This is a genomic window from Lachnospiraceae bacterium KGMB03038, assembly GCA_007361935.1.
Classification (GTDB): domain Bacteria; phylum Bacillota; class Clostridia; order Lachnospirales; family Lachnospiraceae; genus Massilistercora.
Genome location: CP041667.1, coordinates 1592472 through 1619456, shown reverse-complemented (window position 1 = coordinate 1619456; position 26985 = coordinate 1592472). Strand labels below are relative to the sequence as shown.

24 protein-coding genes, 1 tRNA gene and 1 pseudogene are annotated in these 26985 nt (G+C 47.5%); 7 read left to right on the top strand and 19 right to left on the bottom strand.

What is annotated here, in order from left to right:
* Nucleotides 1–15 precede the first annotated feature (15 nt).
* Nucleotides 16–375, bottom strand: a complete 360-nt coding sequence (locus FND36_07715) for a helix-turn-helix transcriptional regulator (protein ID QDW73930.1) — start codon at nucleotides 373–375, stop codon at nucleotides 16–18.
* Between the two features lie 335 nt (nucleotides 376–710).
* On the opposite strand from FND36_07715, the pseudogene FND36_07710 reads away from it, so the two are divergent.
* From FND36_07710 to FND36_07690, 5 genes and pseudogenes are all read left to right on the top strand, one after another.
* Nucleotides 711–923: pseudogene (locus FND36_07710) on the top strand (conjugal transfer protein).
* Nucleotides 920–1336 carry a sigma-70 family RNA polymerase sigma factor gene (locus tag FND36_07705; protein QDW73929.1) on the top strand — a complete coding sequence of 139 codons (417 nt, stop codon included), beginning with the start codon at nucleotides 920–922 and terminating at the stop codon, nucleotides 1334–1336. The pseudogene FND36_07710 and the gene FND36_07705 overlap by 4 nt, the downstream one beginning before the upstream one ends.
* A 5-nt stretch (nucleotides 1337–1341) precedes the next feature.
* Nucleotides 1342–1578: a helix-turn-helix domain-containing protein gene (locus tag FND36_07700; protein QDW73928.1), complete on the top strand. Its 237-nt coding sequence runs from the start codon at nucleotides 1342–1344 to the stop codon at nucleotides 1576–1578.
* Between the two features lie 346 nt (nucleotides 1579–1924).
* Entirely contained in the window at nucleotides 1925–2137 is a 213-nt protein-coding gene (locus FND36_07695; GenBank protein ID QDW73927.1) for a helix-turn-helix domain-containing protein, read from the top strand.
* A 97-nt stretch (nucleotides 2138–2234) separates the two neighbouring features.
* Nucleotides 2235–3758, top strand: a complete 1524-nt coding sequence (locus FND36_07690) for a tyrosine-type recombinase/integrase (protein ID QDW73926.1) — start codon at nucleotides 2235–2237, stop codon at nucleotides 3756–3758.
* 54 nt (nucleotides 3759–3812) lie between these two features.
* On the opposite strand, the gene FND36_07685 is transcribed toward FND36_07690, so the two are convergent.
* The 6 genes from FND36_07685 to FND36_07660 all read right to left on the bottom strand — a co-directional run bounded on the left by FND36_07685 (nucleotide 3813) and on the right by FND36_07660 (nucleotide 9241).
* Nucleotides 3813–3898, bottom strand: a tRNA-Leu gene (locus tag FND36_07685).
* A gap of 272 nt (nucleotides 3899–4170) precedes the next feature.
* Nucleotides 4171–4803: a hypothetical protein gene (locus tag FND36_07680; GenBank protein ID QDW75574.1), complete on the bottom strand. Its 633-nt coding sequence runs from the start codon at nucleotides 4801–4803 to the stop codon at nucleotides 4171–4173.
* A 44-nt stretch (nucleotides 4804–4847) separates the two neighbouring features.
* Nucleotides 4848–6119 carry a diaminopimelate decarboxylase gene (locus tag FND36_07675; protein ID QDW73925.1) on the bottom strand — a complete coding sequence of 424 codons (1272 nt, stop codon included), beginning with the start codon at nucleotides 6117–6119 and terminating at the stop codon, nucleotides 4848–4850.
* Entirely contained in the window at nucleotides 6116–6832 is a 717-nt protein-coding gene (locus FND36_07670; GenBank protein ID QDW73924.1) for a TrmB family transcriptional regulator, read from the bottom strand. Before FND36_07670 ends, FND36_07675 begins: the two co-directional genes overlap by 4 nt.
* Before the next feature lie 91 nt (nucleotides 6833–6923).
* Entirely contained in the window at nucleotides 6924–8360 is a 1437-nt protein-coding gene (gene pyk / locus FND36_07665; GenBank protein QDW73923.1) for a pyruvate kinase, read from the bottom strand.
* An 11-nt stretch (nucleotides 8361–8371) separates the two neighbouring features.
* A complete protein-coding gene (locus FND36_07660) occupies nucleotides 8372–9241 on the bottom strand; it encodes a hypothetical protein (protein QDW73922.1) in 870 nt (289 codons plus the stop codon).
* A 240-nt stretch (nucleotides 9242–9481) separates the two neighbouring features.
* On the opposite strand from FND36_07660, the gene FND36_07655 reads away from it, so the two are divergent.
* The gene (locus tag FND36_07655; protein QDW73921.1) at nucleotides 9482–13843 is read left to right on the top strand and encodes a 2-hydroxyacyl-CoA dehydratase; all 4362 of its coding nucleotides are present in this window, start codon (nucleotides 9482–9484) and stop codon (nucleotides 13841–13843) included.
* Between the two features lie 91 nt (nucleotides 13844–13934).
* Here the strand turns inward: FND36_07655 and FND36_07650 are convergent, their stop codons facing one another.
* The 12 genes from FND36_07650 to FND36_07595 form a co-directional block, all read right to left on the bottom strand.
* Nucleotides 13935–14480 carry a cysteine hydrolase gene (locus tag FND36_07650; protein ID QDW73920.1) on the bottom strand — a complete coding sequence of 182 codons (546 nt, stop codon included), beginning with the start codon at nucleotides 14478–14480 and terminating at the stop codon, nucleotides 13935–13937.
* A 27-nt stretch (nucleotides 14481–14507) separates the two neighbouring features.
* Nucleotides 14508–15893 carry a TrpB-like pyridoxal phosphate-dependent enzyme gene (locus tag FND36_07645; protein QDW73919.1) on the bottom strand — a complete coding sequence of 462 codons (1386 nt, stop codon included), beginning with the start codon at nucleotides 15891–15893 and terminating at the stop codon, nucleotides 14508–14510.
* A 382-nt stretch (nucleotides 15894–16275) separates the two neighbouring features.
* Nucleotides 16276–16632, bottom strand: a complete 357-nt coding sequence (gene rplT, locus FND36_07640) for a 50S ribosomal protein L20 (protein QDW73918.1) — start codon at nucleotides 16630–16632, stop codon at nucleotides 16276–16278.
* Nucleotides 16633–16665: 33 nt separating this feature from the next.
* Entirely contained in the window at nucleotides 16666–16863 is a 198-nt protein-coding gene (gene rpmI, locus FND36_07635) for a 50S ribosomal protein L35 (protein ID QDW73917.1), read from the bottom strand.
* 34 nt (nucleotides 16864–16897) lie between these two features.
* The gene (locus tag FND36_07630; GenBank protein QDW73916.1) at nucleotides 16898–17392 is read right to left on the bottom strand and encodes a translation initiation factor IF-3; all 495 of its coding nucleotides are present in this window, start codon (nucleotides 17390–17392) and stop codon (nucleotides 16898–16900) included.
* 261 nt (nucleotides 17393–17653) lie between these two features.
* Nucleotides 17654–18322: a hypothetical protein gene (locus FND36_07625; protein ID QDW73915.1), complete on the bottom strand. Its 669-nt coding sequence runs from the start codon at nucleotides 18320–18322 to the stop codon at nucleotides 17654–17656.
* A 12-nt stretch (nucleotides 18323–18334) separates the two neighbouring features.
* Nucleotides 18335–19198, bottom strand: coding sequence for a DegV family protein (locus FND36_07620; protein ID QDW73914.1), 864 nt, complete (start codon nucleotides 19196–19198; stop codon nucleotides 18335–18337).
* Nucleotides 19198–20601, bottom strand: a complete 1404-nt coding sequence (locus FND36_07615) for an MATE family efflux transporter (protein QDW73913.1) — start codon at nucleotides 20599–20601, stop codon at nucleotides 19198–19200. The genes FND36_07620 and FND36_07615 overlap by 1 nt, the downstream gene beginning before the upstream one ends.
* A 78-nt stretch (nucleotides 20602–20679) precedes the next feature.
* Nucleotides 20680–22041: a spore germination protein gene (locus FND36_07610; GenBank protein ID QDW73912.1), complete on the bottom strand. Its 1362-nt coding sequence runs from the start codon at nucleotides 22039–22041 to the stop codon at nucleotides 20680–20682.
* Nucleotides 22042–22200: 159 nt separating this feature from the next.
* Complete coding sequence (locus FND36_07605; protein ID QDW73911.1) at nucleotides 22201–22719, bottom strand: deoxyuridine 5'-triphosphate nucleotidohydrolase; 519 nt, start codon at nucleotides 22717–22719, stop codon at nucleotides 22201–22203.
* Nucleotides 22720–22938: 219 nt separating this feature from the next.
* Nucleotides 22939–24339: a sodium:alanine symporter family protein gene (locus FND36_07600; protein QDW73910.1), complete on the bottom strand. Its 1401-nt coding sequence runs from the start codon at nucleotides 24337–24339 to the stop codon at nucleotides 22939–22941.
* A 219-nt stretch (nucleotides 24340–24558) separates the two neighbouring features.
* On the bottom strand, nucleotides 24559–25536 hold the full coding sequence (locus FND36_07595) for a tyrosine-type recombinase/integrase (GenBank protein QDW73909.1): 978 nt from the start codon (nucleotides 25534–25536) through the stop codon (nucleotides 24559–24561).
* A 153-nt stretch (nucleotides 25537–25689) separates the two neighbouring features.
* Here FND36_07595 and FND36_07590 point away from each other — a divergent pair, with 153 nt between their 5' ends.
* A complete protein-coding gene (locus FND36_07590; GenBank protein ID QDW73908.1) occupies nucleotides 25690–26976 on the top strand; it encodes a beta-aspartyl-peptidase in 1287 nt (428 codons plus the stop codon).
* The last annotated feature ends 9 nt before the right edge of the window (nucleotides 26977–26985 follow it).

Genomic DNA, 26985 nt, shown 5'->3' with positions numbered 1-26985 from the left:
TTCAAAGTGGAGGATTTAATTTTCCTCCACTTTCTTTGACTTGACGATACCATCAATGACGCTCTCTACAATGATAAGCTCTTGATCGGTAAGCTCGTCAAGTCCGGCTTCCACAGCTCTGCGCCGGGTACTTTTAATCCGGCGTTCACCGGCTGACAGAAAATGTTCGTCGAGAGATACGTCAAGCAAGGAGACAAGGTCATATAGCACCTGTAGGCTAGGATGCGCCCCTTTGTTTTCAATGTTTGTTAAATACCGTGGGTCAATCTCTATCGCTGCGCCTACCTGTTCACGGGTCAATCCCTGTCTTTTGCGTGCTTCTTTAATTGACTGTCCTACTGCTTTGAAATCGTATCTATCCTCTTTTTTACGCATATGTAATCACCTCACCACATTTTACTGTTCCTGTTGAATTAGCAACAGGTATAGAAAAACGTGTTGTAGGACTTTACAATTCCTATTAGGTGCATTTTTCAACTGTATATGCTGCATGGCGGCAAATAAAAAAACCGCCGTTGGCAGCAAGGCTTTTTTGCGCCTTTTTAAACGACGGTTTTACAGCCGCCGTTTTCTTTTTTCCAGACGGTCAAGGTTTTTGTTTTAGCGGCTTTAGGAGGTAGCCGCATGGAAATTCGTATCAGACCGCCACTGGTCTTTGGTAGACCGTCAAAAAAATCTCACTTCTTCCTGCGGCTCAAAGCACCCTAGAATGTGGTTTTTCACATCATATAGCAGGAATAATCTGCAAAGCACAAGATCAGTACGCTTGTATTGTCCTTGTGCTTTTTTGTTGCCAAAAACTTTTTGAAAAAGTTTTTGAAGTCGGGTATCAAATTCCACCTTCTCTGGCGAGTGTTAGTGCGGAAAGGGGTAAAAGCCTTTTTGCTTTAGCAACTTCCGACAGAAAGGAGGTGAGATTATGAAACCATCTTCTTTCGAGAGTGCTATCAGACTTCAATTTGACTGTCTGGCTCGTAAAGTTGTAGGCACTACAGTAAAAGACTACAACAGAGAGCTTGGCAGACGTGCAAAACGTGAAACTCCGTTCTGCGAGCTGTCCGAGATGGAAATAAACCATATCGGCGCTGTAGACGAATACTCGGTTGAATTTACAGCATTTGACGTATTCGGCAATGAAGTCCGTATCTATGATGAACGCTTATGTGAAGCAATCAAAAAATTAGCAGAAAGACGGCGTAACATTCTGCTTATGTCGTACTTTCTGGAGATGACCGACGCTGAAATAGCAGCGGTCATGGAAATGGAGCGTTACTCCGTTTGCCGCAACAGACTACGCACATTGAAGCTCATTAAGGATATGTACGAGGAGGATTAAAACATATGAAGTCTGTAAAAAAGTGTCCGTTGTTCTCAACCATCTGCTCTGCGGCAGACGGCGACGAAACGGCGATTGAAAAGATTTTGAACCACTATGACGCTTACATATCAAAAGCAAGCCTGCGCCCGTTCTATGACGAACACGGCAACATGTATATTGTGGTCGATATGGAACTGAAAGGCAGAATAAGGGCTGCGCTGATTGAAGCAATTCTTGGTTTTGAAGTCAAAGTGAAATAACCGCCTACAGGAGCGTGTACCACCTCATTCCAGCTCCTAATCTTGCTCTTTGAAAAGTGAATAAGGTAATCAGATACTTTAGATATATGACGAGCCTGTAGACAGATACGCCATGACCTCATACACATGAGCGAGCGGTTCATATCTGTGATCTGCAAGCGACTTGTGGAATGGTCGTGTGCCATGACTCATATATCCTACAATGATACTCCCGTATAGCCTTAGTTTGAGCGTTAGAAGCGTCGCACGCAAAGGGTATGGCTGCACCGTGTATGCAGGGGTGAGACTCCCGTGAGCCGCTAGGCTGTCTGATTATCTGTCTGTATCTTGCCCCGGAGGTGTTGTAATGGATAAAGAATATATGACAAATGATACCTACCGTGTAATGTTCAAGGATTATCCAGACGTAGTGACCGTAGAGCAAATGAGCAAAATGCTCGGTATCAGTATGAAAACAGCCTACATATTATTGAGGGAAAATAAAATCCTACATTTTAGGGTCGGAAGAACCTATAAGATACCAAAGCTCAATATCCTGCGGTACATGGAAATGCTGTAGAGGTTTACTGCGTCGCTTGTTGTCAGCAGCCATAGAACCTGTTATACTTGACATGGTCAGTGATAGGTGAATGGCTGCTGCTATTAGGAGGACAAACATGGTAGCAGGACATTTACGAAAACAAAACGGATATTTCCAGATGATTTTAAGCTATAAGGACAGCACTGGAAAAAGGCGTACAAAATCAATCAGTACAGGACTTCCCGTAAAGGGAAATCAGAAGCGTGCGGAAGCTATGCTTTTGGAAACGAGAAAGAATTTCACACCAGAGGACGCTATGACGGATAAAGAACTCCCGTTTGACAAGTCCCTCGACAAATGGCTGAAAGACCATCTCAACCTTAAGACCTTAGAAGCAGAAACATATGCCCTGTACTCTTACAATGTGAGAATGTATCTCACACCGTATTTTCAAAAAAAGACAATTCGTATCTGTGATTTGAGGACTACGGACATTGAGAACTATTACAATTATGAGAGGACAGAACATCACGCTTCAAAGGTGGTAATCTTACAGCTACATGAGATTATCAAAATTTCTCTTGATTATGCGGTCACGCTTGGCTGGATCGAGGACAATCCGGCAGACAGTATCAATCCGGCGACAAACGAGGTATCTATCTTGTTTACGGATTTTATGCTGGAATGGCTGGAAATGATGAAACAGTGTGTAGAAGAAACAACAATGGCTTCTTACACATGCTCTGTGAAAAAGCGTATTGTTCCCTACTTTTTAGAGAAACGATATACTTTGACAGAGATTGAGGAAAACCCTAAATACATTCAAGACTACTATCAGTCAGAATTGGATAAGGGGCTGTCTGCTAATACTGTTATTCACCGCCATGCCAATATCAGAAAGGCTCTGCAATATGCTTTTCAGATTGGACTCATCAAATCAAACCCGGCAGACCGTGTGGAAAGACCAAAGAAGAACAAATTTGTAGCTTCCTACTATAATAAAGAAGAACTTGACACTTTGTTCAAAGTTTCTAAAGGCGACCCTATGGAACTGGCGATTATCCTCGCTGCTTTCTATGGTCTGCGCCGGAGTGAAGTAATAGGTCTGAAATGGAGTGCGATTGATTTTGAGCGTAAAACTATCACAATCAAATACACTGTAACAGAAGTCAATCTGAATGACGGGCGTGGCAATGTGCTTATTGAGAAAGAGCGGACAAAGTCAAAGACCAGCCGCCGCACGCTGCCGCTTGTTAAGCCGTTTGAAGATTTACTTATCAAGATGTATCGGGAACAGAAACAGAACCGGCGATTGTGTGGTGACTGTTATTGCACGGATTATCTGGATTTTATCTATGTTAATGAAATCGGGGAAAGAATAAAACCCGGTTATCTGACACAACATTTTCCCTTGTTGCTGAAAAAACATAATCTGCGGAAAATCCGCTTTCACGATTTGAGGCATAGCTGTGCCAGTCTTCTATATGCAAATGGCGTGAGCTTGAAGCAGATACAGGAATGGCTCGGACACAGTGACATTTCTACAACATCTAATATCTATACGCATTTAGACTACAGCAGCAAGGTTTCATCTGCCAATGCCATATTATCCGTGTTCCCGTCACAGACGGCAGCGGAAATTGAAAAGGCAGTAGGTTAGAACTTTTGACAAGAAAAAAAGCTCTCTAGCCAAAGGCTAAAGAGCTGAATTTGCTGGTGCCGCTGGCCGGACTCGAACCGGCACGGATATTCTCCGTCTGATTTTGAGTCAGGTGTGTCTGCCAATTCCACCACAGCGGCTTATATTTCAAATCCCTTATTTCTTGTATATCCTTTCCGATTTTGGAGGGATATGCAGGAGGGATATTGAAAACGAAGCAAGTCATTAAGTTGTCACAAACCTTGAAAAATCAAGGAATTTAAAAGTTACCTATCAGCCGAGCGCATTGGATTTTGAGTCTTGTGCGTCTGCCATTCCGCCACATCCGCAAATCCCAGCTTTTTCAAGCCGAGATTTATTGTATCACAAACTTTCTGCAATTACAACATTTTTTTGAGAGAACTTCTATTTCCTATGCAGACGGGAACATAGCGCTGTCCAAAGCAGTGGTATCTTCCTCCGGTATTGAATACACATTGTCAGAATCAGCCGTTACACGCAGCGTCATCGTCTGGGCCTCTCCGTATTCCGGGTTCGCTACTTTTTCGCTCAGCAGGTCGTACATTTTCTGCATCGTCATCTCATTAAGTTCTTCCTCCGATGGGATCTCCGTGACAGAAGCCAAATCCGCCATCAAAGCATCGGTCAGCTCTGTTTCCAGGTTGCTCATGCCAGTAAAGGGTTCTACCGTCACTTCGATCTCATAGCCGTTCTCGATCTCACTTACATCTCCCAGACTATATTTCGCCTGTTTTGCCATGTCTAAAAACAGCTGACGGTAGTTCGCCTGCATCTCTTCTGAGACTCCCAGCTCTTCAAAGCCCACCACTTCCATGGTGGTGTCAACATTTCCCTCATACATTTCTCTGGCTTCTTCCTCCGTAGAATCCGTCAGTTCCATGTACGAATCAAACTCACCTTTGTAGCTTGCATCCAGCACTGCCTGAGCATATTCCTTCGCGTCGTCAGCCGTCATGCCTCCTCCGCATCCGGTCAATACCGCCATAGAAACCGCCGCTAACAGCGCAAGGATTCCACATTTCATCCGTTTCATTTCTTTTCCCTCCTCATTTTTATATTTTTTATTTCTTAGTCGATCAGTTTTTTCCCAATCTCAAAGCAATCAAAGGTGGCAAAATAATCTGCCGGCGTCTCTGCTCTGCGGATCAGCTCCGTGTTCCCGTCCTCCCTCAGAAGCACTTCGGCAGATCTTAATTTCCCATTATAATTATATCCCATAGAGAATCCATGGGCCCCTGTGTCATGAATCACCAAAAGATCGCCTTTTTCAATCTTTGGCAGCATTCGGTCGATGGCAAACTTATCGTTATTCTCACAAAGAGAACCTGTGATATCATACTTGTGGTCGCAGGGGAGATTTTCTTTTCCCATAACAGTGATATGATGATAAGCTCCATACATAGCCGGACGCATCAAGTTTACCGCGCACGCGTCCACACCCACATACTCCTTGTATGTATGCTTTTCATGGATCGCTCTGGTCACCAGACAGCCGTATGGTCCCAGCATAAACCGTCCCAGCTCCGTATAGAGAGCTACATCTCCCATTCCCGCCGGCTCCAGAACTTCCTCATAAACTCTGCGCACACCATTTCCAATAATGCGGATATCATTTGGTTCCTGATCCGGCCGGTAAGGAATCCCGATACCGCCAGATAAGTTGATGAATTTGATATGAGCTCCCGTCTCCTTTTGGAGTTCTACCGCTACCTCAAATAAAATCTTCGCCAGCATAGGATAGTATTCATTGGTCACTGTGTTGCTGGCCAGGAACGCGTGTATGCCAAACTCTTTGGCCCCTTTCTGCTTCAAGATCTTGAAGGCTTCAAAAAGCTGCTCTTTCGTCATTCCGTATTTGGCGTCTCCCGGATTGTCCATAATGTCATTGCTGATCTTAAAAAGACCGCCCGGATTGAATCGACAGCTGATAGTCTCCGGGATCTTTCCTATAGCTTTCTCCAGGAAGTCAATATGGGTGATATCATCCAGGTTAATGATCGCGCCCAGTTTATCCGCATAGACAAATTCTTCCGCCGGCGTATCATTGGAGGAAAACATGATGTCTTCCCCTACCGCCCCGATCGCTTCAGAAAGCATAAGCTCTGTATAGGAAGAACAGTCACAGCCGCAGCCATATTCCCGCAAAATATTGATCAAAAACGGATTGGGCGTTGCCTTTACCGCAAAATATTCCTTATATCCCGGATTCCACGCGAAAGCATCCCTCAGAGCTTCCATATTCCTGCGGATCCCTTTCTCATCATAGAGATGGAACGGCGTCGGGTATTCTTTAACAATTTCTTCTAACCGTGTCTTGGTAACAAATGGCTCTTTTTTCATGGTCGTTTGTCTTCCTCCTGTATTGCTAAAAGTTTTATCTCATTGGCCAGAGCTCGCTTATAGAGTTCTACAAAATTCTTCTGTCCGGAATACAGGCAGGTGTTGATGCTTCCCTCCCCATATTCTCCCGTCAGCACATATTTGGAATCTGTAATGATCCCAATTTCTCTTCCCCTGGGTCCTCCCACGTATACGCGGGTATTCTTAAAACTAACCGGCTGGTCCGTTACGATCACCACTTTTTTTCTGGCGTCTGTCAGTTTTTCCAACTCTTCCACCAGAAGGAGAAGGTAATTCCTGGTACAGGAAATGTAGGCCCTCTCTTCTACCTTTCCCAGAAGGTTTTTGGCTTTGTTCAGGATATTCGCGTCTCCCTCGATCGTAATATATCCTTCTACATGGGCTTTCTCTGTAGGTTTATGCTTCAGAAGCCACCCCCTGGAATTCTCCAGGCCGCGGATACAGTTGCGGCAGAATTCTTCCAGCGGCACGGGAACATATTTCCTCGTGCTGCCTTCTTCCACCAGATAAGCCGCTCCCTTCTCCGTCATGCTGGCCAAAGAGCCATAGGCGTTAGATCTGGAGATGCCGATCTGCTTTGCCACTTCATAACCTGTGGTCTTCCCTTCCGTGAGAAGACATTGGTAGATGCATGCCTCCTGGCGGGTCAGCCCGAATTCTGTTAATCGTTCCGCGAATGCGTTGCTTTCCATTTTACAGTCCTCTTTCGCTCTGTTAGTAGTTCTTTACAGAAACACTATAAATCAACCAATTCTTTCTGTCAATACATCAGGCGGGAAAAGATCAATCCACCACGGCAATCCGCATCATATTGCTGAAGCCTGATCCCTGTCCGCTTACATGCGGCGAAGGGATTCCCGCTGTCAGCACTACAACGTCTCCGGCTTCTGCCAGTTGTTTCGCGCAGACCAATTCGATTGCGCTGTTGCAGATATCTTCCGTTGTATATACCTGTACAGATTTCAGCGGCCGCACGCCCCAATAGATCTGCATCCTGCGCAGCGTCCTTTCATTGGGGCTGACGCCGATGATCTCCGTCTTTGGTTTGAATTTCGATACAACTCTTGCCGTAGCCCCTGACATAGAAGGCGCAATGATACATTTCGCCCGCAGATTGCCGGCAGTGGACACTGTGGCATGGGCCAGCGCGCTGGATACGCTCTTCATCCGATGTTCCTCTGCCTGTTTCAGGATGAGATCATAATCCAAATGCTTTTCTGTATTTTCCACAATGTGGACCATCATCTGCAGCGCCTCCACCGGATATTTCCCCTGAGCGGTCTCGCCGGAAAGCATGACTGCATCCGTTCCGTCATATACCGCGTTGGCCACATCTGTCACCTCCGCGCGGGTAGGACGAGGATTGCGGATCATAGAATCCAGCATCTGGGTGGCCGTGATCACCGGTTTATAATTATCATTGCAGCGCTGGATGATCATTTTCTGAAGATAGGGAACTTCCTCCGCCGGAATCTCTACCCCCAGATCGCCTCTGGCAACCATGATTCCGTCCGCGCAGCGGATGATCTCATCGATGTTCTTGATCCCCTCCGCGTTCTCAATCTTGGCAATGATCGGTATATAGGGGGCCCCGCACTCTTTTAAGAACGCTTTGATCTCCAGGATACATTCTGCGTTTCTTACAAAGGAAGCCGCAATAAAATCAATTCCCTGTTCTACGCCAAACCGCAGGTCTTCCCGGTCTTTTTCCGTGATCGCCGGAAGCCGCACCGGAACATTGGGCACGTTGACGCCTTTGCGCTCCCCAAGTTCCCCTCCGTTGACTACCTGGCAGACGATCTCATCCTCCCATTTCGCTTTTACTTTAAGGCCGATCAGTCCATCGTCCACCAGGATAATGGTTCCCACTTGGACATCCTCTACCAGCCCCTCATAGGTGATTGAAACTTTCTTCTCGTCTCCTTCGATCTTCTGAGTGGTCAGGACAAATTCATCTCCTGTCTGCAGATTGACTTTTTTCCCATCTTTCAGCACTCCCGTACGGATCTCCGGCCCTTTCGTGTCCAAAAGGATCGCGATGGGTTTCTTTTCTTCCTCCCGGATCCGTTTCAGCATATCCATACGGTTTTTTTGTTCCTCATGGTCTCCATGGGAGAAGTTGAACCGGGCCACGTCCATTCCTTCCCTGACCAGCGCCCTCATGATATCTTCGTCGTCACTTCTTGGTCCCATAGTACATACAATTTTTGTTTTCTTCATTTTTTCTCCTCTCACTTTACATGTGTATGTGTAAACAAATGATCTTGACAATATTCATAATTTCCATTGCATTTCGAGCAATACCTGAATTCCAGATTTGGATCATCCAATTCCGTCCTCCCGCATACGGCGCAGCGATGTTTCGCCCCATTAGGATATGAATTAACGGGGCGGGACGCCCTTTGGACATTCTTCTGAAATTCTCTTTTACGCCGCATCTGTTTGGGCGAATAAGCCTTCCCTGTCCTGGACCCGAAGAAAAAGATCACAAAGTTCAGCAGAGAAACCGCGGCCGCAAGAGCATTCGCCTGATAGTAGGCGCCGTATACGCCTCCTCCGTAGGCCGGCAGAAACGCCTGCAGGATCCCATAGAGGAAAAAGATCACATCCAGCCAGGCCAGCCATTTCGCCTTCACAGGGATAAAGAAATACAGCAAAAACTGCACGTCTGGATACAGGGCCGCGAACACCAGGAACAGCGACATATTCAGGTACGTGGTCCCCAGATGGAGGCTCACTCCCGTCACAAGATAAGCCAGGATCGCCGCAAGAGCATGGAATATAATCCCCGCGAATAAATACAGGTTGAACCGAAAGGCACCCCAGGCCATTTCCAGCTGTTTTCCAATGAAATAATAGAGGTATAAAGCCAGCAGAAGCCAGATCAGATTGCCGGAAGGCGGCTGGATGATAAAGGTAACGATCCGCCAGATCTGTCCATGCAGGATCGCCTGGGCATCCAGGCTGAGATAAGCCGAATAAAACGTCGGATTGATCATATCCAAGACAAATCCGACTCCGTATAAGATCACAATATAGGTCATCAGATTGGGTATGGCGTATCTGCCAAATTTACGTTCCAGTTTACTTAGCCAGTTCATAGATTCACTCCCTGATTTTTTGTAATGTAGCACTGTAGTCATTCTACCGTTTCAGGCTATGTTTGTCAATTCAGCCGCTCCTTTTTTCTTCTCAGCCATCTTAACAATTTCTTTATGCTTTTTTATATTTTGTGAATTGTCATTTCTTTTTTTTTGTCGTATAATGTTACGTGTTGCAAAAACGCGGCATACATTTAATAAGAAGAGATTCATAGATTTATTGTATAAGGAGTTTCAGTTATGATTCAAAAAGAACTATATACCCTGGGAATTGATATTGGCTCCACCACGGTTAAAATCGCCATTTTAGATAATGAAAACGAGGTGGTGTTTTCCGATTATGAAAGACATTTTGCCAATATCCAGGAAACTTTGTCCGACCTTCTTGGCCGGGCAATCTATAAATTAGGCGCGATCCATGTATCTCCGGTCATTACCGGTTCGGGAGGCCTTACCTTGGCCAAACACTTAGGCGTTCCTTTCGTGCAGGAGGTCATTGCCGTATCCACCGCCCTCCAGGATTACGCGCCTCAGACTGATGTTGCCATTGAGCTTGGAGGCGAAGATGCCAAGATCATCTACTTTGAAGGCGGCAATGTAGAACAGCGGATGAACGGCGTGTGCGCCGGAGGAACCGGTTCTTTCATCGATCAGATGGCCTCTCTGCTCCAGACCGATGCTTCTGGTCTGAACGAATATGCCAAGAATTATAAGGCCCTTTATTCTATCGCCGCCCGCTGCGGCGTGTTCGCCAAATCTGACATCCAGCCCCTGATCAACGATGGAGCCGCCAAAGAAGACTTGGCCGCCTCCATCTTCCAGGCAGTTGTCAACCAGACCATCAGCGGTCTGGCCTGCGGGAAGCCGATTCGGGGCCATGTGGCGTTTTTGGGAGGACCTCTTCATTTCCTTTCCGAGCTTCGCGAGGCCTTTGTCCGCACTCTGAAATTAGACGACGAGCATACCATTGCTCCCAATCATTCCCATTTGTTTGCGGCCATTGGTTCTGCTTTAAATTCCGAGAAAACTCTGGATGTGGCTCTTCAGGAGATGCAGCAGCGTCTGGAAGGGCGGATCAAAATGGAATTTGAAGTGGACCGTATGGAACCTCTTTTCGCCAGCGAGGCGGAATATCAGGAATTCAAAGAAAGACATGACCAGCATCAGGTTCCGATCAAGGATCTTGCCACCTATAAGGGAAAAGCATTTCTGGGGATCGATGCCGGTTCTACCACCACCAAAGCCGCTCTGGTAGGCGAAGACGGCACCCTGCTGTACTCCTTCTATCAAAATAACGAAGGAGATCCGCTGGGCACCACTATTTCCGCCATCAAAGACATATACAGCAGACTGCCTGAGGATGTGGAGATCGTTCATTCCTGCTCCACCGGATACGGTGAGGCTCTTATCAAGGCCGCCCTGCTTCTGGATGAAGGAGAAGTAGAGACGATCGCCCACTATTACGCCGCGTCCTTCTTTGACCCGGACGTGGACTGCATCCTGGATATCGGCGGCCAGGATATGAAATGCATCAAGATCAAAAATCATACGGTAGACAGTGTCCAGCTCAACGAGGCCTGCTCTTCCGGCTGCGGTTCTTTTATCGAGACTTTCGCTAAGTCCCTGAATTATTCAGTAGAGGACTTTGCCCATGAAGCGCTGTTTGCCGGGAATCCTATTGACCTGGGGACCCGCTGTACCGTATTTATGAATTCCAAGGTGAAACAGGCGCAGAAAGAGGGAGCGTCTGTGGCGGACATTTCCGCCGGGCTTGCCTACTCTGTCATTAAAAACGCCTTGTTTAAGGTCATCAAAGTATCAGACGCCTCTGAACTTGGCCGGCATATTGTTGTCCAGGGAGGGACCTTCTACAACAACGCGGTTCTCCGAAGCTTTGAAAAAATCGCTGACTGCCAGGCTATCCGACCGGATATCGCCGGTATCATGGGGGCTTTTGGCGCCGCTTTGATCGCAAGGGAGCGGTATACAGAATGCGAAGGCACCACCATGCTTTCCATTGAAGATATCGAAGCCTTAGAGTACTCTACCACCATGACCAAATGTAAAGGGTGTACCAACAACTGCCGTCTGACCATCAATCATTTCAGCGGCGGGCGTCGTTTTATCACCGGCAACCGCTGCGAACGGGGCCTTGGCAAAGAAAAGACCGAAAATAAACTGCCGAACCTGTTTGCGTATAAACTAAAACGGTATTTTGACTACACGCCTTTGACTGAAGAAGAAGCCGCCAGAGGAGCCATCGGGCTTCCCCGTGTTCTGAACATGTATGAGAACTATCCTTTCTGGTTTACCTTCTTCACAAAGCTTGGATTCTCTGTGGTCCTTTCTCCGGCTTCCACAAGGAAGATCTACGAGCTTGGCATAGAGTCCATCCCCAGTGAATCTGAGTGTTATCCGGCGAAGCTGGCTCACGGACATGTCCAGTGGCTGATCGACCAGGGCGTCAAGCATATTTTCTATCCAAGTATTCCTTACGAGAGGAATGAATTCGCGGATGCGAACAACCACTACAACTGCCCGATCGTCACCTCCTACCCGGAGAACATTAAGAACAACATTGACGCCATCGTCAATGGAGAGGTGGATTTCATCCATCCGTTCCTTTCTTTCGCCAGCGAGGAGACCATCGCCTACCGGTTAGTGGAAGAACTTTCCCAGAAGTTCTCTCTTTCCGCCGGCGAGATCAAGGCCGCGGTCCACGATGCCTGGGCAGAATTGGAATCCTGCCGCCAGGATATGCGGACGAAAGGGGAAGAAACACTGAAATATCTGGATGAGACCGGCAACCGGGGAATCGTCCTGGCCGGACGTCCCTATCACATCGACCCGGAGGTCAACCATGGGCTCCCGGAACTGGTCAACTCCTACAACGTAGCGGTCTTGACAGAGGATTCCATCTCTCACCTCCATCCGGTAGAGCGGCCGCTAAACGTCATGGACCAGTGGATGTACCATTCCCGGCTTTATGCCGCCGCTAACTTTGTGAAAACCAGGGAAAATCTAGATCTGATCCAGCTCAATTCCTTTGGCTGTGGACTGGACGCCGTTACTACAGATCAGGTGGCTGAGATTTTGAATAACTCAGACAAGATCTACACCTCCCTGAAGATCGATGAGGTAAACAACCTGGGCGCCGCCAGGATTCGGGTACGCTCTCTTCTGGCCGCCATCCGTGTCAGGGACCAGCGCAAGGAAAAGAGAGAGATCCACTCTTCCGCCATCACAAAGGTGCCTTTTACCAAAGAGATGCGCAGGGAATATACGATCCTATGTCCCCAGATGTCGCCGATCCATTTCGAGCTTTTAGAGCCTGCTTTCAACGCTTCCGGCTATCATGTGGAGGTACTGCCGAATGACAATAAGCAGGCCGTAGATGTAGGATTGAAATATGTAAATAATGACGCCTGCTATCCTTCCCTTATGGTAGTCGGCCAGATCATGGAGGCTATCCTGTCCGGGAAATACGACACCGACAAGATTGCCGTTATCATCAGCCAGACTGGCGGCGGCTGCCGGGCTTCCAACTACATAGGATTCATCCGCCGGGCTTTGAAGAAAGCCGGCTATGGACATATTCCAGTCATCTCCATCAACTTGAGCGGACTGGAAGGCAATCCGGGCTTTAAGATCACTCCGTCTCTCGTCTTGCGCGGACTGTACGCGGCGGTATTCGGAGATATTTTCATGAAGTGCGTTTACCGTCTGCGTCCTTATGAAGCAGTTCCTGGTTCCGTCAACGCCATGCACGAGAAATGGAAGAAGGTATGCAAGGAATTTGTCGCTTCTCCCCATCCCTCCAGGCGCAGATTCAAGAAGATCTGCCAGGACATTATCGCTGATTTTGACAATAACATTGAACTGTTGGATGTGAAGAAACCAAGGGTAGGCGTAGTAGGAGAGATTTTGGTCAAATTCCTGCCCGCCGCCAATAACTATCTGGTAGAACTGCTGGAAAGCGAAGGGGCGGAAGCTGTAGTGCCGGATCTTCTGGATTTCCTGCTCTATTGCTTCTACAATCAGAACTTTAAAGTCTCCCACCTGGGAATGAAGAAATCCAAAGCTTTTATCGGCAATTTGGGCATCAAGGCCGTTGAATGGTTCCGGGCTCCCGCCACAAAGGCGTTCAAAGCCAGCCGTCATTTCGACCCGCCGGCGGATATCCGGGAATTGGGCCGAATAGCTTCCGACATCGTTTCTCTGGGCAACCAGACGGGTGAAGGATGGTTTTTGACCGGGGAAATGCTGGAACTGATCCACAGCGGCGCTCCCAATATTGTTTGTACCCAGCCTTTTGCATGTCTGCCCAACCATGTGGTAGGAAAAGGCGTGATCAAGGAGCTGCGCAGGCTCTACCCTGAGTCTAATATCGTAGCCATAGACTTTGATCCGGGCGCCAGCGAAGTCAACCAGCTGAACCGCTTGAAATTAATGCTTTCTACCGCCAATAAGAATCTGAAGGCACAGCAAAAAGCCGATTCCGCGCATGAGACTGACAGAACCAAAGCCGACAGCGGCAAGACCGACAGATATTTGGCGGGCGGCGAGTCCAAGAAGGAAGGAAAAACGGAGAAAACCGCATAAAATCTTACGAATAAACGCATACATAGAAAAGATATCGCAGAAAGAAAAAAAGGAGGCGCACCGCTCATGGGTACGCCTTCTTTTCTTTCGCTTACTCATTCTCTATCTGAATCTGGCACATCTTCATAGCCTCCAAAGCATTCCTATGGCTTTGGGGCGTTACCCCCGCGCAGCAGGCGGCATCCACGATGACCGGAACCTCCGGCAGAAACGCCTTAAGAAGGATTGCGTTGGAGATTACACAGATGTCTGTACACAGCCCTACTAAAGTGACGGAATCCACCACTTCTCCTCTCGCCATCGCTTCCTCATCCAACAGTTCTTCATTGATCGTATAACATAGATCCACACTTCCAAAAGAAGGTTTATCAATAATCCGATCCTCTTCTGCCGTTTTCTGGATCTGAGGCGCAAGCTGCCACCCCTCACTTCCCCGGATGCAATGCGTCACTGGCAGCTGTTTTCCCTCTTGGGTATCCAGATAATTTCCTTCATGGGTATCCCTGGTATAAAGGATCACTCCATCGAAATCTTCAATCTTCTTGGCTACCTTAGGGACAATCGCTTTCGCTTCTTCCGTACCAAGCGCTCCGTCAATAAAATCATTCTGCATGTCTACTACTACCAGCACATTCATAGGGCCACCTCCGCTATATTCTAGATCTTACTCCATGTTTCCCGGAAACTTCGGAAGCCCGTCAAATCCTTTCCGCAGATCTTCATCGGAAGGAATATAGTCTTCCATTTTTCCATCATGGAACTTCTCATAAGCTACCATATCAAAATACCCGGTTCCCGTCAACCCAAATACAATGGTCTTTTCTTCTCCTGTCTCTTTGCACTTCATGGCCTCGTCCATGGCCACTTTGATGGCATGGCTGCTCTCCGGCGCCGGAAGGATCCCTTCGATCCTGGCAAACTGCTCCGCGGCTTTGAAAACTGCTGTCTGTTCTACAGAACGGGCTTCCATATATCCATCCGCGTAAAGCTGGGACAGGATCGGGCTCATTCCGTGATAGCGAAGGCCTCCCGCATGATTTGGCGATGGAATGAATCCGCTTCCCAAAGTATACATTTTAGCCAGCGGACATACCATTCCCGTATCGCAGAAATCATAGGCATAAACTCCCCTGGTCATACTGGGGCAGGAAGCCGGCTCTACTGCGATAAAACGATAATCCTTCTCGCCTCTTAACTTTTCTCCCATAAATGGAGAAATCAGTCCTCCAAGATTGGATCCTCCTCCCGCGCAGCCGATAATAATATCCGGCGTTACTCCGTATTTATCAAGAGCCAATTTTGTCTCCATTCCAATAACGGATTGATGAAGGACCACTTGATTCAGCACACTTCCCAATACGTACCGATATCCCTCGTTTCCAAGTGCCGTCTCTACCGCTTCTGAGATAGCGCAGCCCAGACTCCCTGACGTTCCGGGATGCTGTTCCAGAATTTTTCTCCCCACTTCTGTTTCCATAGAAGGAGATGGGGTGACACTGGCTCCATAGGTGCGCATCACTTCCCGGCGGAACGGTTTCTGTTCGTAGGAACATTTTACCATAAATACCTTGCAGTCCAATTCCAGGTAGGCGCAGGCCATAGCCAGAGCGGTTCCCCACTGGCCTGCCCCAGTCTCTGTCGTCACGCCTTTCAGCCCCTGCTTCTTAGCGTAGTAGGCCTGGGCAATAGCCGAGTTTAATTTGTGGCTGCCGCTGGTATTGTTGCCTTCAAATTTGTAGTAGATCTTAGCAGGGGTCTGCAGCCGCTCTTCCAGACAGTAAGCTCTCACCAAAGGCGCCGGGCGATACATCTTATAGAAGTCCTGTATTTCTTTTGGAATCTCAATATAACGATTTTCATTATCCAGTTCCTGCTCCACCAGATCTTTGCAGAACACAGCGGAAAGCTCTTCTTCTGTCATGGGCTTATGGGTCCCAGGATTTAACAACGGCGCCGGCTTATTCTTCATATCTGCCCGCACATTGTACCATGTCTTTGGCATCTCGCTCTCATCCAGGTAGATTTTGTAAGGAATTTTCTGTTCGTTCATTTTTGTTTCTCCTTTCTTTGATCTGGTCTTCAGGGAAAGGGTACTTCCATGAACTCAATAAAAAATACCCTTATCCCACACAATAACAATTGCAGGGACAAGAGTATCAAAATCTACTCCTGCGGTGCCACCCAGCTTGATATACTTATCATATATCCACTCATACGTACCATCATACGCTGGTTTTGATAACGGAGCTCCGCTCCGGCCCGCCTACTTGGGGAGTCCCCTTTCAGTTCGCCCTCGGAAGTCCATTCTCCATCGTCTCATCCACCGCAATCCCACCATCTGCGGCTCTCTGTCTGGTTCCAACGATAGATACTCACTCTTCCTCACCGGTTTACAGCTACTTTATCACTCTAACGTGGCATTGTCAAGATATTTAAGCTAATTTTTCTTTGGCTGTCTGTGCCAGTGTCGCAAATCCCTCCGCGTCATTTACAGCCATCTCAGCCAGCATCTTACGGTTCATATCAACGTTCGCCAGCTTCAGGCCGTGCATAAATTTGCTGTAGGACAAACCATTCAGTCTGGCAGCCGCGTTGATACGCGCGATCCACAGCTGACGCATCTGACGCTTCCGCTGTTTTCTTCCGGCATATGCGGAAGTCAGGGCGCGCATTACGGACTGTTTTGCCACACGATACTGTTTAGAGCGTGCGCCTCTGTATCCTTTCGCCAGTTTTAATACTCTATTATGTTTCTTTTTAGCGTTCATTCCGCCTTTGATTCTTGCCATCTCTTATTCCTCCTTCAAATATTCTGCCAGATTTTATAAATATGGCATCGCTTTCTTCATGTTCTTTACATTTGTCGCATCTGTAATAGTTGCTTTTCTCAAGTTTCTCTTTCTCTTTGCGGATTTCTTTGTTAAGATATGGCTTTTGTAAGCTTTATTTCTTTTTAACTTTCCTGTACCTGTCTTCTTAAAGCGCTTTGCAGCAGCCCGATTCGTTTTCATTTTTGGCATGATCAATTCCTCCTTGATTTTGGTAAATATATTTTTAACGTTTTTCAGTTAAAACCATACTCATATTTCTGCCTTCCAATTTCGCAGGCTTTTCCACGACCGCCAGATCCTCAAGCAGCTTTGCGAAATCATCCAGGATATGTTTGCTCTGCTGAACATGAGCCATCTCGCGTCCTCTGAAACGCAGGGTCACTTTTACCTTATTTCCTTTGCTGATAAACTTTCTGGCGTTATTTACCTTCGTATTCAGGTCGTTGGTATCAATGTTTGGTGAAAGACGCACTTCTTTTATTTCCACCGTCTTTTGTTTTTTCTTGGCCTCTTTTTCCTTTCTGGCCTGTTCATAGCGGTATTTCCCGTAGTCAATGATCTTACATACCGGAGGCTGAGCCTTCGGCGCGATCTTCACCAGATCCAGTTCCGCTTCCAACGCCAGTTTTTGAGCTTCACGGGCCGACATAATGCCCAACTGCTGTCCGTCACTGCCAATGACCCGGACTTCTTTATCCCGGATCTGTTCGTTAATCATTAAATCGCTAATTTCCCTGCACCCCCATTGATCAAATTAAAAAAAGTGAACAGTTTCGCGACTATCCACTTTCATACATCTACATAGAAAACATAGAGAACTTTTCTATCTCTTCTGCTCTTCCTGTACAATATCAAACCGATAGTCACCCGCTTGTGCTATGGTGAGAGTGGATACTCTGCTTTCTTTTTTGCTTCACGCAACTATTAATCTATCACAGTCTCTTCCTGCTGTCAAGATTTTTCTTTACTTCTTTTCCTTCTATTCCGCGATCCATGCTTCTATCTCTTTTGCGTCCGCGTAAGTTTCCAGGTATTTCTTTCCATTTTCCAAAGCCTTCTCCAGATCCTGGTTGTCGGAAAAGGAATAAATAAGTGTCAGGACTTCTTCTGCCTCTTCTGTGATCATGGCTCTTTCAGAATCGCTGGTAGAGCTTCCGATGGCTCCCTTATCATCCGCCAGCACCGGAAGAGCATCGATTTTGATCTCCTCTTTCCCAATCCCCTTGTATGTCTCTCCTTCTCTTCCGATACGGAAAATAAGATCCTGTCCGATCTTGGACGCGTCATAGGACCCCACAGAGAACCCCGACTCGATCGAGATCAAGTTGTTCACATCTACCACTGTATTGACCTCATACAGCCCTTTTCCCTGGCCGATCCGGCGGACCAGAGCTTCGGAAGACACCCGGTAGCGGCTGGGGTCTTTGCCAAAGGCCTTGTACGCGGCTCTGGACTCTTTGATATTAGGGATCTCCCCTGTTCCATAATCGAAGATCGCATCTTTGGTCTTCTTAAATACTTCTTTCTTCAGATAAGACCAAAGTTCCGGATTCTTTTCCTCTACTTTGACCTGATATTGAAGACAGCCTACTCTTACAGACGGCCAGATCCTTTTCATCTGGCCGTCGATCACAAGATTCTTTTTCATCCGTTCTCCATCCTATCGTTTGTTTCCCATACAGAAGACAGCTACAACTCCCGGTCCAGTATGGCTTCCGATCACCGTTCCGATGTTATTGATCAGGATATTGTCGATTCCCATTTTTTCCCGTACCAGTTCCGCCACATATTCCGCATCTTCCTGACAGTCTCCATGGGTGATCATAATAATATCATTCTGCCAGCCTTTCGACTGTTCTGCCGCCATATCCACGATTTTATTGAGGGATTTTTTCCTTCCCCGTTCCTTTCCGATCACCTGCAGAGTTCCGTTGTCATCCATGTGGATGATCGGCTTGATCTGGATCATGGTTCCAAAGATAGCCGTTGTCTTGGAAACTCTTCCGCCTCTCTGCAGATGGTTCAGATCATCCACAGTCACATCGTGGCATACATGCAGCTTGTTTTCTTCTGCCCATTGCGCCACTTCCTCAATGGTCTTCCCTTCATTTTTTAATTTGAGGGCATAATACAAAAGCAGCGCTTCTCCCAGGCACGCGCACAAGGTGTCGATCACGATCACCTTCCGATCCGGATAGGCTTCTCTTAATTCTTCCCCCGCGATCATCATGCTGTTGCAGGTTCCAGAAAGGCCTGAGGAAAACCCAAGGTGGAGCACATCCTTTCCCTCTTTCAGAAATGGTTCCAGCGCCGCTCTGGCTTCCTCTGGATTCACCTGAGAAGTGACCGCCATTTTGCCTTCTCGGATTTTCTTAAAAAACTCTTTGGCGGACAAACCGTTCATATCTTCATATGTCTCGCCATCTATCGTATACTTTAATGGAACTACTGGTACGTTCCTTTCCTCCAGCCATTCCTTTGGAACATCTACCGTACTGTTTACCGTAATTACATAGTCGCTCATTACGTTTCCCCTCCTTTACCGCAAGTTTCTCTATTTATCATATCACTTTTGCCCATATTACGCAAAATATTTTTCACCGTAATCATGAATACAATGCTGGTAGTAAGGACAGATAAAATATCCGCGATTGGCTCTGCCCGGTAGATCCCGGTCACTCCCATAAACCTTGGCAGAATGACCGCCAGAGGGATCAGGAGGATCACTTTTCGCAGGAGGGCGATAAATACAGAGACTTTTGCCTGTCCAAGGGCCACGAAGGTAGACTGGCATGCCGATTGAAGGCCGAAGATCGTCATTCCCAGGAAATAGACGGGCATATACCTGCAGGTCATCTCGATCAGTTCCTGGTCCGGCGTAAAAATACGGACGTATACCTGGGGAAAGAAAACGGCGATCCCTCCAAGGATCATCGTCCCGGTCAGACAGATGGCGATCAGGCGCAGGAAGGTTCCCTTCACCCGTTCTTTATTGCCTGCTCCGTAATTGTAGCTGGTAATCGGCTGCACTCCCTGGGTCAGCCCCTGGATCGGTATGGTGATCACCTGCATCACGCTGGTCATGATCGACATAGTTCCCACATACAGGTCTCCGCCGTATTTCTGGAGTCCGTAATTCAAAGTCACGCTTACCAGGCTCTCCGTACTCTGCATGATAAATGGGGAGATCCCCAGGCTTCCGATCCGTTTTACCACCGCCGGGCGAAGCTTCATATGCCGTCTTCTCAGTCGGATGACACTTTTATCAGAAGTCAGGAAGCGGACTACCCACAGGGCGCTGACCGCCTGAGATAAAATGGTCGCCAAAGCCGCGCCTTTGACCCCCATCCCGAATAAAAAGATAAAGATCGGATCCAGGATAATATTAATGACTGCTCCGATCAGCACGGACAGCATTGCTGTCAGCGCGTTCCCCTGGCCGCTGATAAAGGTATTTAAGCCAACGGAAAACTGGACGAAGATGGTTCCGATCAGATAAATGCCAATATAGTCTTCCGCATATCTGATGGTTGCGTCACTGGCCCCAAAAGCATAGAGCACCGGTGTTTTGAAAATAGAAAACCCTACCGTCAGCACAATAGAAAACAGGATCAAAAGGGCGGCGGAATTCCCCAGAATCTCTTCTGCCTTTTCTCTGTCGCGGCGGCCAAGCTGAATGGAGGCAAGAGGCGCCCCGCCCATGCCGGCAAAAGCGCTGAAGGCGGAAACCAGCATAAGAATCGGGAAGGTAACGCCGACCCCTGTCAGCGCCACATCCCCGTATCCTTGAATATGCCCGATATAAATCCGGTCCACAATATTGTAAAGCACATTGATCAGCTGGGCCGTCACTGACGGCACCGCCATAGACAGGATCAGCCTGCCCAGCGGCTGACTTCCCAGCTTTTCATCACTCGTTGTTTTCATTTTTCTCAATTCCTTTTCTCATCTGTATTTTTCTCTTAATATCATAACATTTTCGTTTTCTCTTGTATATCCGTATTCTTAATTCAGTTTTACATTCAGATAATTCTTGCCGGATAGAGTCTTGTTAAAGCATAAACTGATCACCACGATTCCGCAGCCGATCGCGAATCCCGCCCAGTTAAAGACGGCTGTCAGGATCAACAGCTGCAGCCGCATGAACTTCAAAGCATATCCCAGCTCAAAATTAGGCTGAGTATAATTAGCCACGGCAACAAACGCCATGTACAGCATGACTTCCGCATTAAACCACCCCGACTTGACCGAGAACTCTCCCATCACCAGACCGGCGATCACACTCAAAGGCGTACTGAGCATACTGGGGGTATTCAAAGCTGCAAGGCGGAGTCCATCGATCGCGATCTCCAACATCAAAAGCTGGAAGATCAGAGGTATATTTACAGTATCTTTTACTGCCACAAAAGCGAAAATCTCCGGAAGCCAGTTTAGATTCTGCATGAAAAGCAGAAATACCGGCGTCAGAAAGATGGTCATAAAGTTGATCAGCGCTCTGGCAATCTTCAAATAGGCCCTGGTCAGAGTAGGAAAATAATAGTCGTTGGCTTCCTCGATCATATCGTAGACCGAAGTAGGCAGGATAAGCGCTGACGGCGAGTTATCCACCAAAATCGCCACTTTCCCTTCCAAGATACAGGCGGCCGCGGTATCTGGTCTTTCTGTAAACTTAAACTTAGGAAAGGGATTGTACCATTTACGGTGAAACAGACACTCTGCCAGGCTCTGCTGGTTCATACGAAGATCTCCTGTCTTGATGCTGTCAATCCTCTCTTCGATCCGTTTCAGAAGCTCCTTGTCCACCCGGTCTTTCATATAACAGATCGTTACATCTGTCCGAGAGCTGTCTCCTACTTCTTTCATTTCCATGATCAGATGCGGATCACGGATCCTGCGCCTTAACATGGCTGTATTAAAGACTACCGTCTCCACAAACCCGTCTCTCGATCCTCTGAGGGACTTGTCCTTATCCGGCTCCTCCACACTTCGCATCGGATATGTCCGGCAGTCTATGGCGATACAGGCTTCATATCCATCAATAAAAAGACAGGTTACCCCTGACAAAATATTTTTCAGCACCTGATCGAAATCCCCCAGTACATCTACCTCTACATAAGGAACAAACATTCTGGAAAATTGCGTGGCGTCCGGCGGCATCTCTTCTTCTTTCACCTTAAAAAAAGAATCCATGATCTTAAGCATCACTTCATCCTTTGTGAAGCCATCGATAAAGTAGAAGGAGGCCATCCGGCCGCCGATCAGCATATCTCTTTGGATCAGATCAAAACTCTCCTTGATCGGAAGGACTTGATTTAAGTAATCCGCATTCGCTTCTCTTGAAGCTGTTACTTTCTTTATATCAGACATGATCATTCCTCCGCCATTTGCGCTTTTCTGGGATTATCATGTCCGAAAAGATTTCTGATTATGCAGTTTGGGCCGGGGGATTTTTAAAAATCCCCCGGCCCAAACTGCGTTTGAAAAAAGAACGGCGCATACCCCACCGTTCTTTTCCGGCCTTTGGCCTTATCTATCTGTAGTACTCCCAAGTCCGCCATTTCGGACTGTTGATACCTCGTCGTCCATTGTAATTCCATACTCTACAAAGATTCCCTGCATAAATCCGGTTCCCGCTTCAATCTCTACCGTCTTCTCTTCATTCGTGTCATTGGTGATCTTCGCGAAAATATGCCCTTCATTATCTGAATAGAAGTAGTCGCTGTCGATAATACCTACCGTATTGTTCAGCTGCAGCCGGTATTTGAATCCAAGTCCGCTTCTTGGATAACATTTCAGCACCCAATTCTCCTGCATTTCCACGCGGACTCCGGTTGGCACCTTCACCGTCTTTCCCGGCGCGATCACCAGCGGCACCGGGGCAAAAAAGTCATACCCCGCCGATCCTTTTGTCGCTCTTTTGGGCAGCCGTATATCCTCATAAATCTCTCGGATCTCTTCTTCATCTGTCTTTCCAAAGCAATCTGCAAATCCTTCTTTAAATTGTTCAAAGCTTACTTTATGAAACTGCGCGATCCTTTTAGCCATTCAACCTGTACCTCTTTCCCATATTTAGTATTTTTCTTCTCATCTTTCACTACATTCTGTATTTCGTATCTATATTATCATCCGAAATCAATATCGTCAATGCCTGTCAGGCAAAAATAAAGCCCATCCCGGCATTTCTGCCGGGATGGGCCTTTGCTAGCTCTTTCTTATTCTGTCCAAGCTAAGTACATGTTCAAATATTTTATCTGTATCTTTTCTTTACTGACCGCTCTTGATCACAGGGATCGGAGTTTCATCTTTCTTATCCAGATCGTTGATATACTCCTTGGTCTCCTTCACGATCACATTCGACAAGAGCAGTACCGCGATCAAGTTTGGAATCGCCATAAACGCGTTCAGCGTATCCGCGATCAGCCACACAAGATCAAGGGCTACAACAGGAGCGATCGCCGCAACCGCTATATAAAGGACACGATATCCGATCAAAACTCCTTTGCCGGCTTTTCCCGCAAAATATTCTACACACCGCTCTCCATAGTAAGCCCATCCGAGGATCGTGGAATAAGCGAAGGTGATGATACCAAGTGTCAGGATCAACGGCCCAAGAACAGGAATCTGGCCAAATGCCAAGGATGTCAGCACGCCTCCATCTTCCACTTCATCCGCATTGATATTAGGGTTCTTCATAATCGTTGTTACCAGTACAAGGCCAGTCATCAGACAAACAACAACGGTATCCCAGAAAGTACCGGTAGAGGATACAAGCGCCTGACGAACGGGGTTCCTGGTCTGAGCAGCCGCCGCCGCGATCGGGGCGGAACCCATACCAGATTCATTAGAGAAAAGTCCTCTGGCAATACCAAACCGCATCGCCATCAGGATACCAGTACCAACAAGGCCTCCGGCTGCCGCGCCAGGTGTAAAGGCCAGCCTGCATATTGTAGCGATTGCTGGAATAATATAATCATAGTTCATTCCCAGAATGATCAAACATCCAAGCACATAAAAGATTGCCATAAACGGAACCAGTTTCTCACATACATTTGCGATTGATTTGATTCCGCCAAAGATTACAAACGCTGTCAGCGCCGCGATCACAATTCCTACTGGAAGCGGAGGAATATTAAAGTTCTCTTCCGCAACTGTCGCGATCGCGTTTACCTGGGTCGCGCATCCAATACCAAAAGAGGCAAATCCGGCAAGAATCGCAAACAGCATTCCCAGCCATTTCATATTCAATCCTCTTTCCAGCGCATAGAAAGCGCCGCCCTGCATACGTCCATCTTCCGTTTTTACCCGGTATTTAACAGCGATCAAAGACTCTGAATATTTTGTCGCTATTCCAAATACGCCGCTCAGCCAGATCCACAGGACCGCTCCCGGACCTCCCATAGCGATTGCTGTACCAACACCGATAATATTTCCTGTACCAATCGTTGCCGCCAAAGCTGTTGTCAGCGCGCCAAACTGTGATACTTCACCTTCCGCCTCCGGATCTCTTGTCACCGAAAGCCGGATTCCTTTTCCGATGGAATGCCTTTGGATAAATCCTGTACGGAATGTCATAAAAATATGAGTTCCAAGAAGCAGGATGATCATCGGCCAGCCCCATACAACACCATTCACAGCAGTCACAACTGAATTAATAGCGTCAAACATAAATGCAATTCCCCCTTTTTCTTTTCTTTTTGTTTCCCTTCCTTCTCACATGTACTTTTTACTTTCGTTCATTGTACCTTAAAATTTTCTTAACAGCAAGATTTTTCGTATAATTTCATAATTTTTGTGTATTTTTACCATCAAAAAAGATTGTTAAATATACATCTATCTTTTTTGTACGAATTTTCTAACGCTTTTTCGCAAATTTTTAGCAATCTCTTAGCGGCGCAAAACCGGAGGCTCCGCCTTCAGTTTCACCAGTTTCTCAGCTTCTCTCTGCAGGTTTTCCCTGTATCCCTCCTGCCGGTACCGCCGGATCTGGACCCCAGTCACTCCAAGACGGCTGGCAGTCTGCTCTTCGTCCGCTCCATAAGCAAACAATGTAAAAGCACAGGAATTGCGGATACTTTGAGCGCTGTAAGATGGAATCCCAGCCTTCCTCTCGTATCTTTTCAACAGCCGGCTGATCATCATGAGATTTAACTGGTTGCCCCGGCTGCTGAGAAATAGGAACGGTTGGCCTGGCCGCTCTAAAAGATATTGTTCCAGTACCCCAAACACATCCTCCGGCAGATAGCAAAGTTCCCGGCGTCCTTTGACCGATGCGTATGCTCCGTCCTGATAGAGGATCAGATCCTGGGGGCGCAGCCAGGTAATCTCTGTCGAAGTCAGCCCTGCCCGATATAAAAGCAGGATGATCCCATACGCTGTCAGATCCTCCTGGGCTGCTTCAAGCAGTCGGTCAAGATGCTCCGGCGGTACTGATTTAGCGTAAGGCGCCTGCTTTTCCAATAATCTCAGATAAGGCCGGTAATAATCCTGGTATTCCTTCCCGATCCTGTATTGTTTCTTTCGTCCGCAGGCAAATTGCGCGAATGAATGTAATTCCCGGATTTTTTTTGCCATCGTTCCAGGACTCAAATCCCCCTGTTTCACTTTATTCTCCAGCCAGCGATAATATACTTCTACCTCAGCTTCCCGGATCAGCCAGAAATCTTTCTGAAAATAGTCCATGATCTCCTGGATATCTGAAGCATAGGAGCCGGCTGTCGTAGGACTCCTGAAATGCTCCGAAAAATCGGGCCATATTTTTTCTTTTGTTAATTTTGATGCGTAAATATTATCCAAATTTGCCTCTCCCCGCTTGTCTGTTCCGCGCAAAGCGCGGGTTCCCTTGAATGTTATTTGTATATTCATACTATAACATTTTCCTTATAATCCGTAAAGCAAAACAATTCATCCTTTTAAAGAAATGGTTGTCTTTATTTTCACAATTCTCTTGTAACCCCTTTATTTATTGATTATTATGATATCATAATCAGAATTTTCTATAAGAAGGAGGGATCACCCATGAAACTGGAACTTGGGAACATTTTCATCGAGGATGTCCAGTTCGCGGACCATACCTATGTGGAAAACAAAACCTTATATGTCTGCAAACAGGAGATCATCGATCTTGTGCTGGAGGATGACCGTCTCGTCCGCGCCGATGTGGAACTGGCCCGCCCCGGCGAGTCTGTCCGCATCGCTCCCGTCAAAGACGTGATCGAACCCAGGGTCAAAGTCAGCGGCGGCGGCGGTATCTTCCCCGGCGTCATCAATAAAGTAGGACAGGTGGGGCAGGGGCGCACCCACGCCCTCAAAGGCACTGTCGTTGTCACTTCCGGACGCATCGTCGGCTTCCAGGAAGGCATTATCGACATGTCCGGCGAAACCGCCAAATACACTCCCTTTTCAAAGACCAACAACGTCTGTGTCCTCTTCTACGCCAAGGACGGTATCTCCGCCCATGAACATGAAGCGGCCGGCAGGCTGGCAGGGCTTAAGGTGGCCGCTTATATCGGGGAAGCGGCAAGAGATCTGACTCCCGATGAGATCATCACCTATGAGACCAAACCCTACCTGGAACAGGCTGCCCAGTATCCGGACCTTCCAAAGGTCGGCTATATCCATATGCTCCAGTCCCAGGGACTGCTCCATGACACCTACTACTACGGCGTGGACGCCAAGAAGTTTATCCCCACATTCATGTATCCTACCGAGATCCTGGATGGGGCTATCGTAAGCGGAAACTGTGTGGCTCCCTGTGACAAAGTCACCACCTTCCATCACCTGAACAATCCGGTGATCGAAGACCTTTACCGCCACCATGGCAAGGATCTAAATTTCATGGGTGTGATCCTGACCAATGAAAATGTCTTCCTGGCAGACAAGGAACGGGCTTCCGATATGGTGGGCAAACTGGTGGAATTCCTTGGCCTGGACGGCGTCATCATCACTGAGGAGGGCTACGGAAACCCGGATACCGACCTGATGATGAACTGTAAGAAAGCTACAAAGGCCGGCGCGAAAGTCGTCCTTATCACCGATGAATTTCCTGGAAGGGACGGGAAATCCCAGTCCCTGGCTGACGCGGTCCCAGAAGCGGATACCTTAGTCTCCTGCGGCAACGGGAATGTGATCGTACATTTCCCGCCTATGGACCATGTCATCGGCACACTGGATTATGTAGAGACCATGATCGGCGGGTATGAGGGCAGCCTCCACCCAGACGGGAGCATCGATGCGGAACTGCAGATCATCATCGCGTCCACCATCGCCAATGGTTACAACCATCTGGCCGCGCGGACCTATTAGGAAGGGGGT